This is a genomic window from Phenylobacterium sp. (assembly GCF_028290885.1).
Classification (GTDB): Bacteria; Pseudomonadota; Alphaproteobacteria; order Caulobacterales; family Caulobacteraceae; genus Phenylobacterium.
In genome coordinates this window covers 1-16,109 of record NZ_JAQGIZ010000314.1, presented here as the reverse complement: position 1 = coordinate 16,109, position 16,109 = coordinate 1, and the positions used below count along the sequence as shown (strand labels likewise).

The window sequence follows — 16,109 nt, the reverse complement described above, 5'->3', positions numbered from 1 at the left end:
CTTCGACCCCGACTTCATGGCTCCGATGCATCCCCTCCCAGCCGTCGCCACCGACGCGGCGCTGCGCGACGCCGACAAGGCCGAGCGCTGGGACGGGGCTTCGGTCCACGAGTTCGAGGGGACCTATGGCGACTACCTCTTGGACAAGGTCGCCAAGGTGTTCCCGCAGCTCAGGGCGGCGGCGCTCGGCTAGACGGGCTTCAGCGGCTCTCGCGGACCTTGAGGCAGTTCTACGACGATGGCGTCCCCGGCCCGCACCTCGCCGCCCACCAGCACCACGGCCATCACACCGGCCTTGCGGACCAGTTCGCCGCCCTGCTTGTCGAGGCAGGCGGCCATCAGCCCCGGCTGGAGCTCGTCGAGTTGGTAGCAGGGATTGCGCAGGCCGGTGATCCGCACGGCCGCCTCGGCGCCAAGCCGCACCACGGCGCCGGCAGGCAAGGCCAGCAGATCGACGCCGCGCGTGGTGACGTTCTCGCCCATCAAGCCGGGCGTCACCGCAAAGCCTCTTTCCGCCAACTCCTCGAACAACTCGGCGTGCAGCAGGTGCGCCTGGCGCAGGTTGGGCTGGGTCGCGTCGGGCCGCCAGCGGCTGCGGTGCTTCACCGTCGCCCCGCAGTGGGCGTCGCCCTCGACACCTTCCCCGGCCAGCAGTCGGATGACCGCCCGGTTGGTTTTGTCGACGCCGTGCTTCGCCTTGGCGCTGACCGCGACGACTATGCCGCTCAATAGACCACCACGCTGCGGATACTCTCGCCTGAGTGCATCAGGTCGAAGGCCTCGTTGATCCGGTCCAGCGGCATGGTGTGGGTGATCATCGGGTCGATCTCGATCTTGCCCTCCATGTACCAGTCGACGATCTTGGGCACGTCCGTGCGGCCCCGGGCCCCACCGAAGGCCGTGCCGCGCCAGACCCGACCGGTGACCAGCTGGAACGGCCGCGTGGCGATCTCCCTGCCGGCCTCGGCCACGCCGATGATGATGCTCTCGCCCCAGCCGCGGTGGCAGGCCTCCAGCGCCTGGCGCATGACCTCGGTGTTGCCTGTGCAGTCGAACGTGTAGTCGGCCCCGCCGTCGGTCAGCTGGACCAGGTGGGCCACCAGGTCGCCCGTCACCGTCTTCGGATTGACGAAGTGGGTCATGCCGAAGCGACGACCCCAGTCTTCCCGCGCCGGGTTGATGTCGACGCCGACGATCATGCCGGCGCCCACCAACTTCGCCCCCTGGATGACGTTCAGCCCGATGCCGCCCAGGCCGAACACCACGCAGTTGGCGCCGGCCTCGACGCCGGCCGTGTTGACGACCGCGCCGACGCCAGTGGTCACCCCGCAGCCGATGTAGCAGGCCTTGTCGAAGGGGGCGTCGGTGCGGATCTTCGCCACCGCGATCTCCGGCAGCACGGTGTAGTTCGAGAAGGTCGAGCAGCCCATGTAGTGGAAGACCGTCTGGCCCTTGTGGGAGAACCGGCTGGTCCCGTCCGGCATCAAGCCCTTGCCCTGGGTCGCGCGGATCGCCGTGCAGAGGTTGGTCTTGCGCGACAGGCAGCTTTTACACTGGCGGCATTCGGGCGTGTAGAGCGGAATCACATGGTCGCCCGGGGCCACGCTGGTGACGCCCGCGCCCACCTCGACCACCACGCCCGCGCCCTCGTGCCCGAGGATCGAGGGGAACAGGCCTTCCGAGTCCAGCCCGTCCAGCGTGTAGGCGTCGGTGTGACAGATCCCCGTCGCCTTGATCTCCACCAGCACCTCGCCGGCGCGCGGGCCCTCCAGGTCGAGTTCGACGATCTCGAGCGGCCGTTTGGCTTCGAACGCGACGGCGGCTCGGGTCTTCATGGTGGGCCTCGAATGGGTTGGATTGCGGGGCGACCATTTCCCATGCGCACGCACTTGTGAAGGCCCGGCGCGCCGAGGCGGCCCAGCGTGGCAACAGACAGGCGGGCTTGGCGTTACGCCGACATGAGCCTCCCCCAAGACCTGACGGACGATGAGCGCAAGGTGCTTCTGCAGGCGCTGCGCGAGCCGCTGGTCGACCGCGACCCGATGGTCATTGGCGTCTGTATGCGGCTCTGCGGACGGCGGCTCCTGCAGCGGGCCGGAAGCGCGGCCGCGGCCAACGGCTGGCGCGGCTCTCCCCACGCCTTCGTCCTCACCCGCGAAGGCTGGAGCCTGCTGAAGGCCGAACGCCGCCGCGCGCCGGTCTTGCGCGTGGGTTGACCCCCGCTAGTCGGCCTCCTCCGGCGCGAGCGACAGCGGCGGGGCGACGTCCTCAAGCGGCCTGCGTTCGGCCGACACCCCCAGCGCCAGTTCGACCAGGGCCGCCAGCAGCATCAACCCACCCCCCAGGAGGTAGCCATTGAAGATCTGGCCGCGCTCGCCGGTCTCGATCAGCGCCCCGAAAACCGCCGGCCCCGCCACGCCGCCCAGCAGGGTGCCGAAGGCGTAGAACAGCGAGATGGTCACCGCCCGGATCTCTAGCGGGAACAGCTCGCCCACCGTCAGGTAGGCCGCGCTGGCGCCGGCCGAGGCGAAAAAGAAGATCACCGTCCAGGCCACGGTCTGGGTCTGCGCCGTCAGCAGCCCCTGCGCAAACATCCAGCCGGTGATGCAGAGCAGCGCGCCCGCCAAGCCGTAGGTCGCCGAGATCATGGTCCTGCGGCCCAGGGTGTCGAACAGCCGCCCGAGGATCAGCGGGCCGGTGAAGTTGCCGAGCGCGAAGGGCAGCATGAACCAGCCGATGGCGGCGGGAGGAATGGCGTAAAACTTAGTGAGGATAAGGGCATAGGTGAAGAAGATCGCGTTGTAACAGAAGGCTTGAGTGGCCATCAGCACCATGCCCAGCACGGTGCGGCGCGGGTGACGGCGAAGCAGGGTCGTGGCGATCTCGGTCCAGCGGGTCGGCTCGCGGTGGATGAACCGCAGCTTGGGCGCGTCCGGGATCGAGAGCGGCTGCGGGGCGTGGCGCGCCACCCGGCCTTCGATCTCCGCGACCACCGCCTCGGCTTCCTCGGGCCGCCCATGGGTCATCAACCAGCGCGGGCTCTCCGGGATGAACCGGCGGATGTAGATGATCACGCTGGCCAGGAGGCCGCCGATGATGAAGGCCAGCCGCCAGCCCCAGGCCTGCGGCAGGATCGCCGGGTCGAGCACCACCACGCTGCCCAGGGCGCCCAGCGCCGCGCCCACCCAGAAGCTGCCGTTCACGGCGAGATCGGTGTAGCCCCGCCGCCGGGCCGGGATCAGCTCCTGGATCGCGGAATTCACCGCCCCGTACTCGCCGCCGATCCCGGCTCCGGTGATGAAGCGGAAGACGAGGAATGAGGCGAAGTTCCACGACAGTCCCGTGGCGATGGTCGCGACCAGGTAGACCGCCACGGTGATGGTGAAGAGCTTGCGGCGGCCAAGGGTGTCGGCGAGGCGGCCGAACACCAGCGCGCCCAGCACAGCGCCCAGGATGTAGGCGCTGCCGGTCAGGCCGATCTGGCTGGCGGTCAGACCGAGCGCCTCGGGCCGCTGGATCGCCGGCGAGAGCGAGCCCACCAGCGTCACCTCCAGGCCGTCGAGGATCCAGGTGACGCCGAGTGCGGCCACCACCAGCCAGTGGAAGAGGCTCCACGGCAGGCGGTCGAGCCTGGCCGGCACGTCGGTCGCGAACACCTCGCCTATGGCCGGCATCGAAATTCCCCCGCCGTTCCTGCGTCCGGCTTCAACGCCTAAAGGTCAAGCTTGGGTTCCGGCCCGTGCGCGGTATATGCGGCGGCATGGCTTCCCAGGAGATCGTCGTCGACGCCCGCGGCCACCGCTGCCCGGTGCCGACGCTGCGGCTGCGCAAAGCGCTCGAGGCCGCGCCGGCCGGGAGTCGCGTGCGGCTGCTGGCCGACGATCCCATGGCGCGCATCGACGTGCCCCACTTCGCCGCCGAGGTCGGGGCCGAAATCCTGGCCCGCGAGGAACTGGACGGCGGCTTCAGCTTCCTGGTGGCGAAACCATAGGCTTGGCGCCGCGCTGGTCGGCCAGGGCCGGCGGCGGCGCGTGGGTGTCGATGGCGATCTCCACCTCGGTCGCCAGCGCGCCGCCGAAGAAGATCGCGTTCACGTTCCACGACAGCCAGATCAGGAACACCACCACCGTGGCGATCGACCCGTAGGTGGCGCCCAGATGGGCGATCTGCTCGACATAGAAGGCCGTGGCCCACGACGCGAAGAGGCACAGCACCGCGGCGCTCAGGCCTCCCATCAGCGACGCGCGCCAGTCCACCGGCCGCCGCGACATGGCCCAGCGATAGATCAGGCTCATGCCGAGCGTCATGAAGACGCTGGCCCAGGTCCATTCGCTGTAGAGCCAGGAAACGCCGCGCAGGGGCCGAAGCTCGAAGGCCGAACCCAGCACCCGCAGGCCGAAGAACACCGCCGAGACCACCGCCAGCATGGCGAAGGTCGCCACCAGCACCACCAGGGCCATCAGGTTGAACCCCACGAAGCCGTGCGGCTCGTCCTCGTCATGGATGAACGACAGGCCGGCCAGCATCGCCTTGAACCCCCGGTGGGCGGCGTAGAGCCCGACCAGCAAGGCGAAAACGCCCTGCGCCGACATGGCGCCGTGCGGGGCGTGGGCCAGGCGCATCAGTTCGCTCTGGACGATCTCCCGCGCCCCTGCCGGGATGACCCCCGCCAAGGCTTCGCCCTCCCGCGCCGCCTGGGCGGGGTCGGAGAGCAGGCTGTAGAGGGTGATCATGATCGCAAGCGCCGGGAAGATCGCCAGCAGGCTGAAGAACGAGACGCCGCCGGTGTAGAGCATCACGTCGCGGCCCCAGAGCCGGGTCAGCGCCAGTCCCAGCGTCTTGAGCGCGACCCGCAGCCAATGGAGCGGATCCCACGCCGCGGCTCGAACGCCAGAAATGAACCGCGGGCCCGCCATCGCCTGGAAAGTGCTGAGGAACGCCGGCCGGCGCAAGGCTCCGGCGAAGAATTCCGCTCGACCTGTCGGTCGGCGGGCGCTTGGTTCGTCGTTATGGACAGAAGCCGGACATCGCGTCCGGCTCTTGAGACAGGGGAGACGCGGCGATGCGGGTGATGGTGATCGTGAAGGCCAGCAGGGAGTCCGAGGCAGGCGCCCTGCCGAATCCTGAGCTGATCGAGGCGATGGGCGCGTTCAACAACGAGCTGATCGCCGCCGGGGTCATGCTCGACGGGGGCGGCCTGCAGTCCAGCGCCAAGGGCGCGCGGGTGAGCCTGAAGCGCGGCAAGGCGATGGTCACCGACGGCCCGTTCACCGAGACCAAGGAGCTGATCGCCGGCTACTGGGTCTGGCAGGTGAAGTCCCTGCAGGATGCCGTCGACTGGGCCCGCAGGGCGCCCACGGACGGCGACAACGAGTTCAACCTCGAAATCCGCCCGTTCTTCGAGCCCGAGGACTTCGCCGAAGTCGCCTCGCCCGAGCTGATCGCCCAGGAGCAGGGCTGGCGCGACGAGCAGGCCCGGAGCGCGCCCAAGACCCAGGCCTAGTCTCCGCCCACATAAGGAAACAGCGCGCCACCCTTTGAGGGGTGGCGCGCCGCCGATGGGCGTGTCGTTCCATCAGATTGGTCGCCGCTTCGAGGGACGGGAGAGCGCGACGAACAACCCGCGCATAGATTGCGACCCGGCGGCTGAACCCAAGCTGAACGCGGCCGTCAGGAAACGGTATCTTTCACCTGTGTGTCCGAAGCGTCGAGCGCGGCGACCTCACTGGGCGTGAAGCCCCAATCGAGTAGCGCCTCGCGGTTATGGGCCCCGATGGCCGGTGGGGGGCCCTGGATGGCCCCGGGCGTCGCCGAGAAACGGGGCGCGGGCGCCGGCTGGATGACCCCAGCCACGTCCACGAAGGTTTCGCGCGCCGCGTTGTGCGGATGGCGGGGCGCCTCGTCCAGGTCGAGGACCGGGGCGAAACAGACGTCCGAGCCGTCCATGATCTCGCACCACTCGGCCTGGGTCTTGCCGGCGATCGCCTTGGCGAGCTTTTCGCGCAGCTGCGGCCAGGCGCTGCGGTCCATCTGGCGGGCGAAGTCCGGGTCGCTAATGCCGGTCTTCTCCAGCAGCAGGGCGTAGAACTGCGGCTCGATGGAGCCGATCGAGATCCACTTGCCGTCGGCGCATCGGTAGGTGTCGTAGAAGTGGGCGCCGCCGTCGAGCAGGTTCTGCCGCCGCTCTTCCTTCCACATCCCGGAGGCCTTGAAACCGTAGAACATGGCCATCAGGGACGCCGCGCCGTCGCTCATCGCGCAGTCGATCACCTGGCCACGGCCGGTCTCGCGCGCCTGGATCACGCCGGCCAGCAGGCCGAAGGCGAGATAGAGCGCCCCGCCCCCGAAGTCGCCCACCAGGTTCAGCGGCGGAACTGGCTTGTCGGCCGTGCCGATGGCGTGCAGGGCGCCGGTGATGGCGATGTAGTTCATGTCGTGGCCGGCGGCGTTGGCGTAGGGGCCGGTCTGCCCCCAGCCGGTCATGCGGCCGTAGACCAGCTTCGGATTGCGCTTCAGGGCGACGTCGGGGCCGAGGCCGAGTCGCTCCATCACGCCGGGCCGGAAGCCTTCGAAGACCGCGTCAGCCTTCTCCATCAGCTTCAGGCAGGTCTCGATGGCGCCGGGGGTCTTCAGGTCGAGGGCCACCGAGCGGCGGCCGCGCGAGGTGACGTCGGAGGGCGCGCCGCCGCGGCCGCCCTTGCGGTCGATTCGCACCACGTCCGCGCCCAGGTCGGACAGCAGCATGCCGCAGAAGGGGCCGGGCCCGATCCCGGCGAACTCCACCACCTTCAGCCCCGTCAGCGGTCCCTGGCGCATCGCGTCACTCCCTTGTTGGGCCAGAGTAAAGCCCCCTGCCCCACGGTCAGCCAACCCCCACCTGTCAGGCAGCTTGGGCGCGTCAGCCGCCGCCCGGCAGCGATTGGCCGTCGTCGACCACGATCAGGCTGCCGGTGATCGCCGAGGCCGCCGGCCCGACCAGCATCAGGAAGGCCGCGTCGAGGTCGCTCTCCTGCATCAGCCGGCGTCGCGGGAAGCCCTTCAGCTGCTTCTGGCCGCCCTCTGTGGGCCACCACCGGGCGTTGATCTCGGTCTCGATGTAGCCGGGCGCGAGCGCATTGACCGCGATGCCGCGCCTGGCCCACTCCCGGGCCATTCCCTTGGTCATCATCGCCACCGCCGCCTTGGAGCCGCAGTAGACCGAAAGTCCCGGCAGCACGGTCTGGCTGGCGATGGAGGCCAGGTTGACGATCCGCCCCGCGCCGCGCTCGGCCACGCCGGAGGCGATCATCCGCCGGGCCGCCTCGCGCGCGGTGATGAAGGTCCCGCGCACATTGACGGCGAAGGTCCGGTCGAAATCCTCCACCGAGACGTCCAGCGCCAAGCCTTCGCCGCCGACGCCGGCGTTGTTGACCAGGATCGACACCGGCCCCAGCCCGGCTTCCACCTCGTCCAGCGCGGGGCCAATCGCCTCGGCGTCCGCGACATCAAGGCGCAGGGCCATGGCGCGATGGCCGGCGCCCGCCAGCTCACCGGCCAGCGCCTCGACCCTGTCCAGGCGGCGCGCCGTGAGGGCGACCGCAGCGCCCTCCGCCGCCAGCAGCCGCGCGAAGTGCGCGCCCAACCCCCCGGACGCCCCGGTCACCACCGCTACCTGGCCTTGCAAAGACGCCGTCATTATTCAATCCTCTTAACCTTTCACGACCTGTTGCAACTTACGCTCGCAATCTAAGTTGGCGCGGGGCTGATTCACGTTTTCGGCCCAAGCGCCGGCCGCAGGAAGAGGACAGATGTCGCTAAGCGTCCAGGCGCGAATCCTGATCGTCGCGCGGGACGACAGCCTGGCGGGCCCGCTCGCCGAGGGGCTGGACCGTCTTGGCTGGCGCACGATCACTGCCCGGGGGCGCTTTGCCGCGGTCACCGCCATCACCGACCTGCAGATCGAGGGCGCGATCATCGACCTGCGCGGCGTGGGCGAAGAGGCGCTGGGCCTGGCGCGGCGCCTGAAGGCCGCCTGTGCGCCGCGGAGGCTGCCGGTCATCGCCATCGGCGATCCTGATCCGATCCTGGAGACCTACGGATTCGACGTGACGCTGGCAGCCCCGCTGCATCCGGCGCAGGCCGCCATGCGGCTGGAGACCCTGGTCCGCACCGCGGTCGCCGAGGAGGAATTCGAGCTTCGCACGGAAACCTTCGCCGAGTTCGGCCGTAAGCTCGACGCCCCGGAGAACGATGTCAGCCCCTACCGCGTGCTGGCGATCGGCGAGCCCGCGCCGCAATTCCTGGCGCTGAACAACGCCTTGCTGCGGAACGGCGCCGACGTGGTGGGTGCCTTCACGGCCTATACGGCCTTCGACTATCTGCATGAACGGATCTTCGACGCCGTGGTGCTGTGGGCCGGGGACAATCCGCAGGAGGCGCTGTCGATCGCCGCGGGCCTGCGCCGCAACACGCGCCTCTATCACACGCCGGCCCTGCTCTACATGCGCAAGGAAACCTATGTGACGGTCACGGAGGCCTTCCATCGGGGCCTGTCCGACGTCGCCTCGCCGGAGACGCCGGAGAGTGAGACGGCGCGCCGGATCGTCGAACTCGCCCGCAGCTACCGCCGCCAGATGGCCGTCCGCCAGGCGCTCGATCAGGCGCGGACCTCCGGCCTGATGGACGCCGCGACCGGCCTCTTCACCCGCGACCTCTTCGCCGCTCACCTTGGCCGCCTGGCGCAGGCCTCAAAGCTCCGCAACCGCGCGCTCAGCGTCTGCGTCCTGAAGGTGGCGGAGAAGCCGGAGCTGAAGGCCGCCCGCGCCGGCGGCTGGCTGGACCGCGCCGTCCCGCAGATCGGCTCAATGATCGGCCGACTGGTGCGCGTCGAGGACACCGCCGCCCGCCTGGGCCCCGAGGTCTTCGCGCTCGCCCTGCCCAACACGCCCGGCGGCAACGGCCGCCTGGCCGGCGAGCGGATCGCCGCGGTGATCGGCTGCACGGCCTTCGAGGCCGGCGAAGGCCAGGCTCCCTTCGTGGTCGAATTCGACCTGGGCGTGGCCCCGGTGACCTCGGCGGAAAACGCCGGACGCGCGCTGGAGGAAGCTGCGGCGCACGCCCAGGGCCTGAAGGCGAGCTGAAGCCCGCGCCCGAAGGGCCGGCGTCCGTCTAGGGCGCCTTGCCGGCGCCCTGAGCCTGCAGGCGCGCGCCGATCTCGGTCACCATCTTGCCGCGCGCGGTCAACTGCGCCCCGCAGCGCTGGGCCTCGGCGACCATCTCCGCGGGCTTCATCTGCGCCAGTTCCTGCTTGAGGCGGGCCTCCAGGTCGAGGTTCGGCTCGCGGCCGTCCAGCTTGCCCAGGTAGTAGAGGCCCGCCATCAAGCCGGCGTTCTGCACCTTGGGATCGGTGTTCTGGGCCATGGCGGCGGCGACCACCATGCAGCGCACGTCTGAGGTGATATCCGTATCGGCGGCTTGTGCGCCCGTCGCGGCCAACGACGTTGCAAACACGGCGGCGGACAGGGCAATGGATCGGATCATTGGATGCTCCCGGCCGCGGGGATCGGCGGCAAGGCGCCAGCTTGGGCTCAAGCGGCGAGTTTCGCCAGTTCGGTCAGCACCCGTTCGGCGGCGCCCAGCCGTTGCTCCGGCGTCTCCCACTCGCCCTTCACCACCACCTTGTTGTCGGGGCGGATCCGCCAGGCGACCTGATGCTTGCCGACGAACTCGATCAGCGCGCCGGGGTTCTTGAAGTCGTCGTTGCGGAACGACACGACCGCGCCCTTCGGCCCCACGTCGATCTTGGCCACGTTGGCCTCGCGGCAGAGGCCCTTGATGGCCACGACCTTCAGCAATTGCCCGGCCTCCGGCGGCAGCGGCCCGAAACGGTCGATCAGTTCCGCGGCCAGCGCTTCGCGGTCCTGCGCCTTCTCGGCGTCGGACAGGCGGCGGTAGAGCGACAGACGCACATTGAGGTCAGGCACGTACTCCTCGGGGATCAGCACGGCCGCGCCGGTGTTGATCTGCGGCGACCAGCCCCGGTCGTGCTCCAGACCTTCCGCCCCGGCCTGGGTCTTCAGCTCGTTGACCGCGTCCTCCAGCATCTGCTGGTAGAGTTCGACTCCGATCTCGCGGATGTGGCCGGACTGCTCCTCGCCCAGCAGGTTGCCGCCCCCGCGGATGTCGAGGTCGTGGCTGGCGAGCTGGAAGCCGGCGCCGAGGCTGTCCAGCGACTGCAGGACTTTCAGCCGCCGCTCCGCCGAGAGCGTGATCTGCTTTTCGGCCGGCGTGGTCATATAGGCATAGGCGCGGCTCTTGGCCCGGCCGACGCGGCCGCGCAGCTGATAGAGCTGAGAGAGGCCGAACATGTCGGCCCGGTGGATGACCAGGGTGTTGGCGGTCGGAATGTCGAGGCCGCTTTCCACGATGCTGGTCGAGAGCAGCAGGTCGTACTTGCCGTCGTAGAACGCGCTCATCACCTCTTCGAGCTGGGTCGGCGCCATCTGGCCATGGCCGACCACGAATTTCACCTCGGGGACCTGCTCGCGCAGGAAGCGCTGCAGGTCCGGCAGGTCGGAGACGCGCGGGGCGACGTAGTAGGCCTGGCCGCCGCGATACTTCTCGCGCAGCAGGGCTTCGCGGACCACGACCGGGTCCCAGGGGGTGATGTAGGTGCGCACTGCCAGGCGGTCGACGGGCGGGGTGGCGATGATCGACATTTCCCTGATGCCGCTGAGCGACATCTGCAGCGTGCGAGGGATCGGCGTGGCGGTCAGGGTCAGCATGTGCACGTCGGCGCGAAGCTCCTTGAGCTTCTCCTTGTGCTTGACCCCGAAGTGCTGCTCTTCGTCGACCACCACCAGGCCCAGGTTGCGGAAGCCGACCTGCTTGGAGAGCACCGCGTGGGTGCCGATGATGATCTCCACCTCGCCGTTCTTCAGCATCTCGCGGGTCTCGGCGGCCTCCTTGGCCGGAACCAGGCGCGAAAGGCGGCGGACTTTCACCGGCCAGCCCTCGAACCGCTCGGAGAAGGTCTTGTAGTGCTGGCGGGCGAGCAGCGTGGTCGGCGCCACGACCGCTACCTGCTGGCCGCTCATCGCCACCACGAAGGCCGCCCTGAGCGCCACCTCGGTCTTGCCGAAACCCACGTCGCCGCAGATCAGCCGGTCCATCGGCTTGCCGGCCGACAGGTCCTCCAGCACGTCGCCGATGGCGGCCAGCTGGTCGTCGGTCTCCTCGTAGGGGAAGCGGGCGCAGAACTCGTCGAACACCCCGTGCGGCGGGTCCACCGGATCGACGACCTTGGTGGCGCGCTCGGCGGCGATGCGGATCAGGCCCTCGGCCATCTCGCGCAGGCGGGTCTTGGCGCGCGCCTTGCGGGCCTGCCAGGCCGCCCCGCCCAGCCGGTCGAGGACCACGCCCTCGGACTCCGCGCCGTAGCGGGTCAGGAGGTCGATGTTCTCGACGGGCAGGTAGAGCTTGGCCTCACCGCCGTAATGGATCTCCAGGGTGTCGTGCGGCGCGCCCTGCACGTCGAGGGTCTTCAAGCCCTCGTAGCGGCCGATGCCGTGGTCGATGTGCACGACCAGGTCGCCCTGGGTCAGGGCCGAGGCCTCCGCCAGGAAGTTCGACGCGCGGCGCCGACGCCGTGGCCGCGACAGCCGGTCGCCGAGGATGTCGGTCTCGGAGATCACCGCCAGTGTGTCGGTCTCGAACCCGGCCTCCAGCGGCAGCACGACCCGCTGCGGCGCCTTCGGGCTGGCCGCCTTGGCTGCGTCCCAATAAGGCGCGAAGGGGACGTCCTTCAGCCCGTGGTCGGCCAGCATCGAACCCAGCCGGTCGGAGGAGCCGTCCGACCAGGAGGCGAACAGCACCCGTTTGCCATCGGCGGCCAGCTTCGTGGCGTGGTCGGCGGTGGCCTGGAACAGGTTGACGCTGTCGGTCTGCCGCTCCGGCGCGAAATTGCGGCCGGCGCGCGCGCCCATGTCGATGACGATGTCGCCCTCGGCCTCCTGGAAGGCAGAGAACCGCCGCGTGGCGCGGCGGGCCAGCAGAGCCTTCAGCTCGTCGGCGGTCAGGTAGAGCCGGTCCGGCTCCAGCGGATGGTACTGGACGCGCCGTTCGGTCTGGGCGCGGCTCTCGTAGGCGTCGGCGACCAGCGCCAGCCGTTCGTCGGACGCCTCGCGGGCCAGGTGGTCGAGCGCCACGACTGCGCCTGCCGGCAGATAGTCGAACAGGGTCGCCATCGTCGGGTAGAACAGCGGCAGCCAGTGCTCCATGCCCGCCCGCCGTCCGCCCTCGGAGACGGTGGCGTAGAGCGGATCGTCGCCAGCGGCCCCGAAGGTCGCCAGGTAGCCTGAACGGAACCGGGAGATCGCCTCCTTGTCGAGCAGGGCCTCGCTGACCGGCAGGAGGCTTACTTCCTTCAACTGCTTCGTGGAGCGCTGGGTCTCGGGGTCGAAGGCGCGGATGGATTCCAGGGTGTCGCCGAACAGGTCGAGGCGCACCGGCTCTTCTGCCGAGGGCGGGAAGACGTCGATCACCCCACCGCGGATGGCAAACTCGCCCTTCTCCGAGACCGTCGAGGCCCGCTGATAGCCGTTGATCGCGAAATAGGTCTCGAGGTCGGCGATCTCGACGATATTGCCGCTGCGGGCCGAATAGCCCGCCCGCTTGACCGCGCTCTGCGGCGGCACGCGCTGCACCAGCGCCGGGACCGTGGTCACCAGCAGCCGCGGCGTCTTGGCGTCCAGCCCCTCGCCGAGCCGCGAGAGGGCGGTCATCCGCTGGGCGGCGATGCCGGCCGAGGGCCCGATGCGGTCGTAGGGCAGGCAGTCCCAGGCCGGGAAGGTCAGCACCTCGACCTCCGGCGCGAAAAACCGGAAGGCCTCCACGAAGGCTGAGAGCCGCGTCCCGTCGCGGGCGACGAACACCGACAGGCCCTTCCGCGCCCGGACGATGTTGGCCATCACCAGGGCGTCGAAGCCCTCCGGCGCCCCGACGAGGTCGAGCCGCCCGGGATCGTCGGCGACCCGGCGCATCTCGGCCGCGGTGATCGGACGCGAGCCGTCAGCCGCCACGGCCGTCGCCCCGCTCGGCATGAGCTTCGAAGCGGAATTGCTTGATCCGGTTCATGATCTCGCCGTCGTAGGCGGCCGGCGTCGGCGCCGTTCCGATGATCCAGGCGTAGAGGTCCTGGTCCGGCTGTTCGAGCAGATCCTCGAACCAGTCCAGCTCGGCCGGCGTGAAGCTCGCGACATGTTTGTCCGCGAACGGCCCCAGAATGAGGTCCGCTTCCCTGAAGCCCCGGCGCCACGCGCGGAACCTCAGCTTTTTCAGCCGGGCGTCGTCATCGGTCGTCATGAAGAGGTGGCGGATATAGAGCGGGACGTGGGCGAGCGCCAGTCGGCTATGCTGCAATCATGCGGCCCGAGATTCTGTTCCCGCTTTTTGCGCCGGTCACCTCGCTGAAGGGGGTGGGTCCGCGCGTGGCGCCGCTGCTGGAGCGGCTGGCCGGGCCGATCGTCCGCGACGTCCTGTTCCTGAAGCCCCATTCCCTGGTCCGCCGGACCCCGGCCGCGCTCTCGGCGGCCACGGACGGCCAGGTGATGACCTTCGAGGTGGTGATCGAAAACCACCAGCCGGCGCGCACCAAGGCCCAGCCCCTGCGGATGCGGGTGGCCGACCCGACCGGCTTCATGACCCTGGTGTTCTTCGGCCGCTTCGCGGACCAGCTGGAGCAGCGCCATCCGGTGGGCGCGCGCCGGATCATCTCCGGCAAGGTCGAGGACCGCGATTTCGGCCGCCAGATGGTCCACCCCGATTACATGGTCGCGCCGGAGAAGCGCGGCGAAATCCCCGAGCTGGAGGCGATCTATCCGGCCACTGAGGGCCTGCCGGCGCGCCGGGTGCGCACCTTCGCCCTGGAGGCCCTGGAACGCGCCCCGGAGATGTCGGAGTGGCAGGACGCCGCCTGGGCCGCCCGCGAGCGGTTCCCCTCCTGGCGCGAGGCCTTGGCGCGGCTGCACAACCCTGAAACCGAGGCCGACCTCTCGCCGTCCAGCCCGCACTACCGCCGGCTGGCCTACGACGAGCTGCTGGCCCAACAGCTGGCCATGGCTCAGCGCAAGGCTGAGCGGCGCAAGGAGCCGGCCGCCCGGATCGCCGCCAGCGACACCGCCGCGAAGATCCGCGCCGACCTGCCATTCGCCTTCACCGGGGCGCAGGAGCGGGCGCTGGCCGAGATCCGCGCCGACCTCGCCGCCGGCGAGCGGATGAGCCGGCTAATCCAGGGCGACGTGGGCTCCGGCAAGACGGTGGTCGCCATGTGCGCCATGGCCGACGTCGCGGCGGGCGGCGGCCAGAGCGCCTTGATGGCGCCGACCGAGATCCTGGCCCGCCAGCATTACGAGACCATCTCCGGCCCGCTCGCCGACCACAGCGTTGGCGTCATCCTGCTCACCGGCCGCGACAAGGGCGCGGCGCGGGCCGAGAAGCTACGGGCGCTGGCTTCCGGCGCGGTGAAGGTGGCGGTGGGCACCCACGCCCTCTTCCAGGACGATGTGGCCTTTCACCAGCTGCAGCTCGCGGTGGTCGACGAACAGCACCGCTTCGGCGTGGCCGAGCGGCAGCGGCTGCAGGCCAAGGGCTGGGCGACGCACTTCCTGGCGATGTCCGCCACGCCCATCCCGCGCACCCTGGAGCTCACCCTCTTCGGCGACCTCGACGTTTCTCGGATCGACGAGAAGCCGCCCGGACGCACGCCCGTCGCCACCCGCGCCGCGCCCATGACCCGCATCGGCGAGGTGGAGGCGCGCCTGCGCGACGCGGTGAAGGGCGGCGCCCAGGCCTTCTGGATCTGCCCGCTGGTCTCGGAGTCCGAGCTCATCGATCTCAAGGCGGCCGAAACCCGCGCCGAGGAGCTGAAGGCCACGATCGGGCCCAGCGTCGGCCTGGTGCACGGCAAGATGGCCCCGGCCGCCAAGGACAAGGTGATGGCCGAGTTCGCCGACGGCCGGCTCTCGGTACTGGTCGCCACCACGGTGGTCGAGGTGGGCGTCAACGTGCCCAACGCCACCATCATGGTCGTCGAGCAGGCCGAGCGCTTCGGCCTGGCTCAGCTCCATCAACTGCGCGGCCGGGTCGGTCGGGGCCGCCAAGAGAGTTCCTGCGTCCTGCTTTACGACCCACCGCTCTCGGAGACCGCCCAGAAGCGGCTCGATATCCTCAGGCGCACCGACGACGGCTTCCTGATCGCCGAGACCGACCTGGAGCTGCGTGGCGGCGGCGACGCGCTTGGCCTCAAGCAGTCCGGCTTCCCCGACTACGTCTTCGCCGACGTGCTGGGCCCGCACCGCGACCTGATCGCAGTGGCCGGCGACGATGCCCGGCTGATCGTGGGCCGAGACCCGGAGCTGAAGACGGAGCGCGGCAGGGCGCTGCAGGTGCTGCAGGAACTCTTCGACTGGAAAGCAGGATTGGGGCTTCGGGATGCGGGCTAGATTCATCTTCGCCGCTGTGGCGGCTTCAGCGTCGACACTCACAGCCTGCATGCCCGCGTGGATCGGGGCAGGCATCGATCAGGCGACGCCGAGCGGCAGCCAACGGCTGAATGAGGGCCACTGGTTGATTCTCGCGACCAACTATGACGAAAAAATCCGCTGCGAGAAGGCCGGTGGCGCCCCTGAGGGCGTGCGGGGCAGCTGGACCGACCTCTGGGATGGGATCTTCCATTCCCTCGTCAGCACCAACGACCGCGGTGCCTACACGTGGGAGCGGCCGGACATTTACATGACCTACATCGTCGACCGGCGACGCATTGCGGGGCTTCCCGACCTACCCAGCCGGCTGACGGACCTGATCCCCAAGCCGCAACCTGGCGCGCCGGCCCCGCCGCCGTGGACGCAAGGGTCGGCGACGGAACTCCTCGACCGAGAGTCCATTCACTCCGGCGGCCCGCGCAGCACCTACTGCCTGCCCTGGCCTAACGACGCCCAGCCCTAGATGATCACGTGGACACGATGTGGGCGCTGATCTGGTCTTCGACCTCGCCCTCGACGTAGATCCAGATGCAGCTCTTGATCGTGGGCCGGACCTCGAAGTCGCCGTACCAGGCCTTGTCTACGGCCGGG

Annotated in this window: 16 protein-coding genes; 7 read left to right on the top strand and 9 right to left on the bottom strand. The window is 69.7% G+C overall.

Annotated features, from left to right (window positions below):
* The coding region (locus JWP28_RS20425; RefSeq protein ID WP_299545695.1) for a hypothetical protein at positions 1–193 on the top strand (193 nt) is incomplete at its 5' end.
* On the opposite strand, the gene JWP28_RS20420 is transcribed toward JWP28_RS20425, so the two are convergent.
* The gene (locus tag JWP28_RS20420; protein ID WP_299545694.1) at positions 190–729 is read right to left on the bottom strand and encodes an MOSC domain-containing protein; all 540 of its coding nucleotides are present in this window, start codon (positions 727–729) and stop codon (positions 190–192) included. The genes JWP28_RS20425 and JWP28_RS20420 overlap by 4 nt on opposite strands.
* Positions 726–1,835 (bottom strand): S-(hydroxymethyl)glutathione dehydrogenase/class III alcohol dehydrogenase, encoded by a 1,110-nt coding sequence (locus JWP28_RS20415; protein WP_299545693.1) that lies wholly within the window; start codon positions 1,833–1,835, stop codon positions 726–728. The genes JWP28_RS20420 and JWP28_RS20415 overlap by 4 nt, the downstream gene beginning before the upstream one ends.
* Positions 1,836–1,958: 123 nt before the next feature.
* Between JWP28_RS20415 and JWP28_RS20410 the strand changes: the two genes are divergently transcribed.
* Positions 1,959–2,216, top strand: coding sequence for a hypothetical protein (locus JWP28_RS20410; protein WP_299545692.1), 258 nt, complete (start codon positions 1,959–1,961; stop codon positions 2,214–2,216).
* 6 nt (positions 2,217–2,222) lie between these two features.
* On the opposite strand, the gene JWP28_RS20405 is transcribed toward JWP28_RS20410, so the two are convergent.
* Positions 2,223–3,674, bottom strand: a complete 1,452-nt coding sequence (locus JWP28_RS20405; protein WP_299545691.1) for an MFS transporter — start codon at positions 3,672–3,674, stop codon at positions 2,223–2,225.
* Positions 3,675–3,760: 86 nt separating this feature from the next.
* Between JWP28_RS20405 and JWP28_RS20400 the strand changes: the two genes are divergently transcribed.
* Positions 3,761–3,991 (top strand): sulfurtransferase TusA family protein, encoded by a 231-nt coding sequence (locus tag JWP28_RS20400; protein WP_299545690.1) that lies wholly within the window; start codon positions 3,761–3,763, stop codon positions 3,989–3,991.
* On the opposite strand, the gene JWP28_RS20395 is transcribed toward JWP28_RS20400, so the two are convergent.
* Positions 3,966–4,952, bottom strand: a complete 987-nt coding sequence (locus JWP28_RS20395) for a YihY/virulence factor BrkB family protein (RefSeq protein ID WP_299545689.1) — start codon at positions 4,950–4,952, stop codon at positions 3,966–3,968. The two genes, JWP28_RS20400 and JWP28_RS20395, sit on opposite strands and share 26 nt — an antisense overlap.
* 110 nt (positions 4,953–5,062) lie before the next feature.
* On the opposite strand from JWP28_RS20395, the gene JWP28_RS20390 reads away from it, so the two are divergent.
* On the top strand, positions 5,063–5,503 hold the full coding sequence (locus tag JWP28_RS20390) for a YciI family protein (protein WP_299545688.1): 441 nt from the start codon (positions 5,063–5,065) through the stop codon (positions 5,501–5,503).
* A gap of 167 nt (positions 5,504–5,670) precedes the next feature.
* Here JWP28_RS20390 and JWP28_RS20385 read toward each other — a convergent pair whose 3' ends face one another.
* Positions 5,671–6,816: a CaiB/BaiF CoA-transferase family protein gene (locus JWP28_RS20385; RefSeq protein ID WP_299545687.1), complete on the bottom strand. Its 1,146-nt coding sequence runs from the start codon at positions 6,814–6,816 to the stop codon at positions 5,671–5,673.
* A gap of 82 nt (positions 6,817–6,898) precedes the next feature.
* A complete protein-coding gene (locus JWP28_RS20380; protein ID WP_299545686.1) occupies positions 6,899–7,675 on the bottom strand; it encodes an SDR family NAD(P)-dependent oxidoreductase in 777 nt (258 codons plus the stop codon).
* 112 nt (positions 7,676–7,787) lie between these two features.
* Between JWP28_RS20380 and JWP28_RS20375 the strand changes: the two genes are divergently transcribed.
* Entirely contained in the window at positions 7,788–9,119 is a 1,332-nt protein-coding gene (locus JWP28_RS20375) for a diguanylate cyclase (protein ID WP_299545685.1), read from the top strand.
* Between the two features lie 28 nt (positions 9,120–9,147).
* On the opposite strand, the gene JWP28_RS20370 is transcribed toward JWP28_RS20375, so the two are convergent.
* Genes JWP28_RS20370 through JWP28_RS20360 form a run of 3 tightly spaced genes read right to left on the bottom strand, consistent with a single transcriptional unit; the run spans position 9,148 to position 13,341 of the window.
* Entirely contained in the window at positions 9,148–9,519 is a 372-nt protein-coding gene (locus tag JWP28_RS20370; RefSeq protein WP_299545684.1) for a hypothetical protein, read from the bottom strand.
* Between the two features lie 47 nt (positions 9,520–9,566).
* Positions 9,567–13,079, bottom strand: coding sequence for a transcription-repair coupling factor (gene mfd, locus JWP28_RS20365; RefSeq protein WP_299545683.1), 3,513 nt, complete (start codon positions 13,077–13,079; stop codon positions 9,567–9,569).
* Positions 13,048–13,341, bottom strand: a complete 294-nt coding sequence (locus JWP28_RS20360; RefSeq protein ID WP_299545696.1) for a succinate dehydrogenase assembly factor 2 — start codon at positions 13,339–13,341, stop codon at positions 13,048–13,050. The genes mfd and JWP28_RS20360 overlap by 32 nt, the downstream gene beginning before the upstream one ends.
* Before the next feature lie 59 nt (positions 13,342–13,400).
* Between JWP28_RS20360 and recG the strand changes: the two genes are divergently transcribed.
* Both recG and JWP28_RS20350 read left to right on the top strand, forming a co-directional pair.
* On the top strand, positions 13,401–15,479 hold the full coding sequence (gene recG / locus JWP28_RS20355) for an ATP-dependent DNA helicase RecG (RefSeq protein WP_299545682.1): 2,079 nt from the start codon (positions 13,401–13,403) through the stop codon (positions 15,477–15,479).
* Between the two features lie 124 nt (positions 15,480–15,603).
* Positions 15,604–15,981, top strand: coding sequence for a hypothetical protein (locus JWP28_RS20350; protein ID WP_299545681.1), 378 nt, complete (start codon positions 15,604–15,606; stop codon positions 15,979–15,981).
* Positions 15,982–16,109: the final 128 nt, after the last annotated feature.

What these genes read in the sequence shown, in the direction of transcription:
- JWP28_RS20415 (WP_299545693.1), bottom strand. Translation starts at nt 1,835, where the DNA reads ATGAAGACCCGAGCCGCCGTCGCGTTCGAAGCCAAACGGCCGCTCGAG.
- JWP28_RS20410 (WP_299545692.1), top strand. Translation starts at nt 1,959, where the DNA reads ATGAGCCTCCCCCAAGACCTGACGGACGATGAGCGCAAGGTGCTTCTG.
- JWP28_RS20405 (WP_299545691.1), bottom strand. Translation starts at nt 3,674, where the DNA reads ATGCCGGCCATAGGCGAGGTGTTCGCGACCGACGTGCCGGCCAGGCTC.
- JWP28_RS20400 (WP_299545690.1), top strand. Translation starts at nt 3,761, where the DNA reads ATGGCTTCCCAGGAGATCGTCGTCGACGCCCGCGGCCACCGCTGCCCG.
- JWP28_RS20390 (WP_299545688.1), top strand. Translation starts at nt 5,063, where the DNA reads ATGCGGGTGATGGTGATCGTGAAGGCCAGCAGGGAGTCCGAGGCAGGC.
- JWP28_RS20385 (WP_299545687.1), bottom strand. Translation starts at nt 6,816, where the DNA reads ATGCGCCAGGGACCGCTGACGGGGCTGAAGGTGGTGGAGTTCGCCGGG.
- JWP28_RS20380 (WP_299545686.1), bottom strand. Translation starts at nt 7,675, where the DNA reads ATGACGGCGTCTTTGCAAGGCCAGGTAGCGGTGGTGACCGGGGCGTCC.
- JWP28_RS20375 (WP_299545685.1), top strand. Translation starts at nt 7,788, where the DNA reads ATGTCGCTAAGCGTCCAGGCGCGAATCCTGATCGTCGCGCGGGACGAC.
- JWP28_RS20370 (WP_299545684.1), bottom strand. Translation starts at nt 9,519, where the DNA reads ATGATCCGATCCATTGCCCTGTCCGCCGCCGTGTTTGCAACGTCGTTG.
- mfd (WP_299545683.1), bottom strand. Translation starts at nt 13,079, where the DNA reads ATGCCGAGCGGGGCGACGGCCGTGGCGGCTGACGGCTCGCGTCCGATC.
- JWP28_RS20360 (WP_299545696.1), bottom strand. Translation starts at nt 13,341, where the DNA reads ATGACGACCGATGACGACGCCCGGCTGAAAAAGCTGAGGTTCCGCGCG.
- recG (WP_299545682.1), top strand. Translation starts at nt 13,401, where the DNA reads ATGCGGCCCGAGATTCTGTTCCCGCTTTTTGCGCCGGTCACCTCGCTG.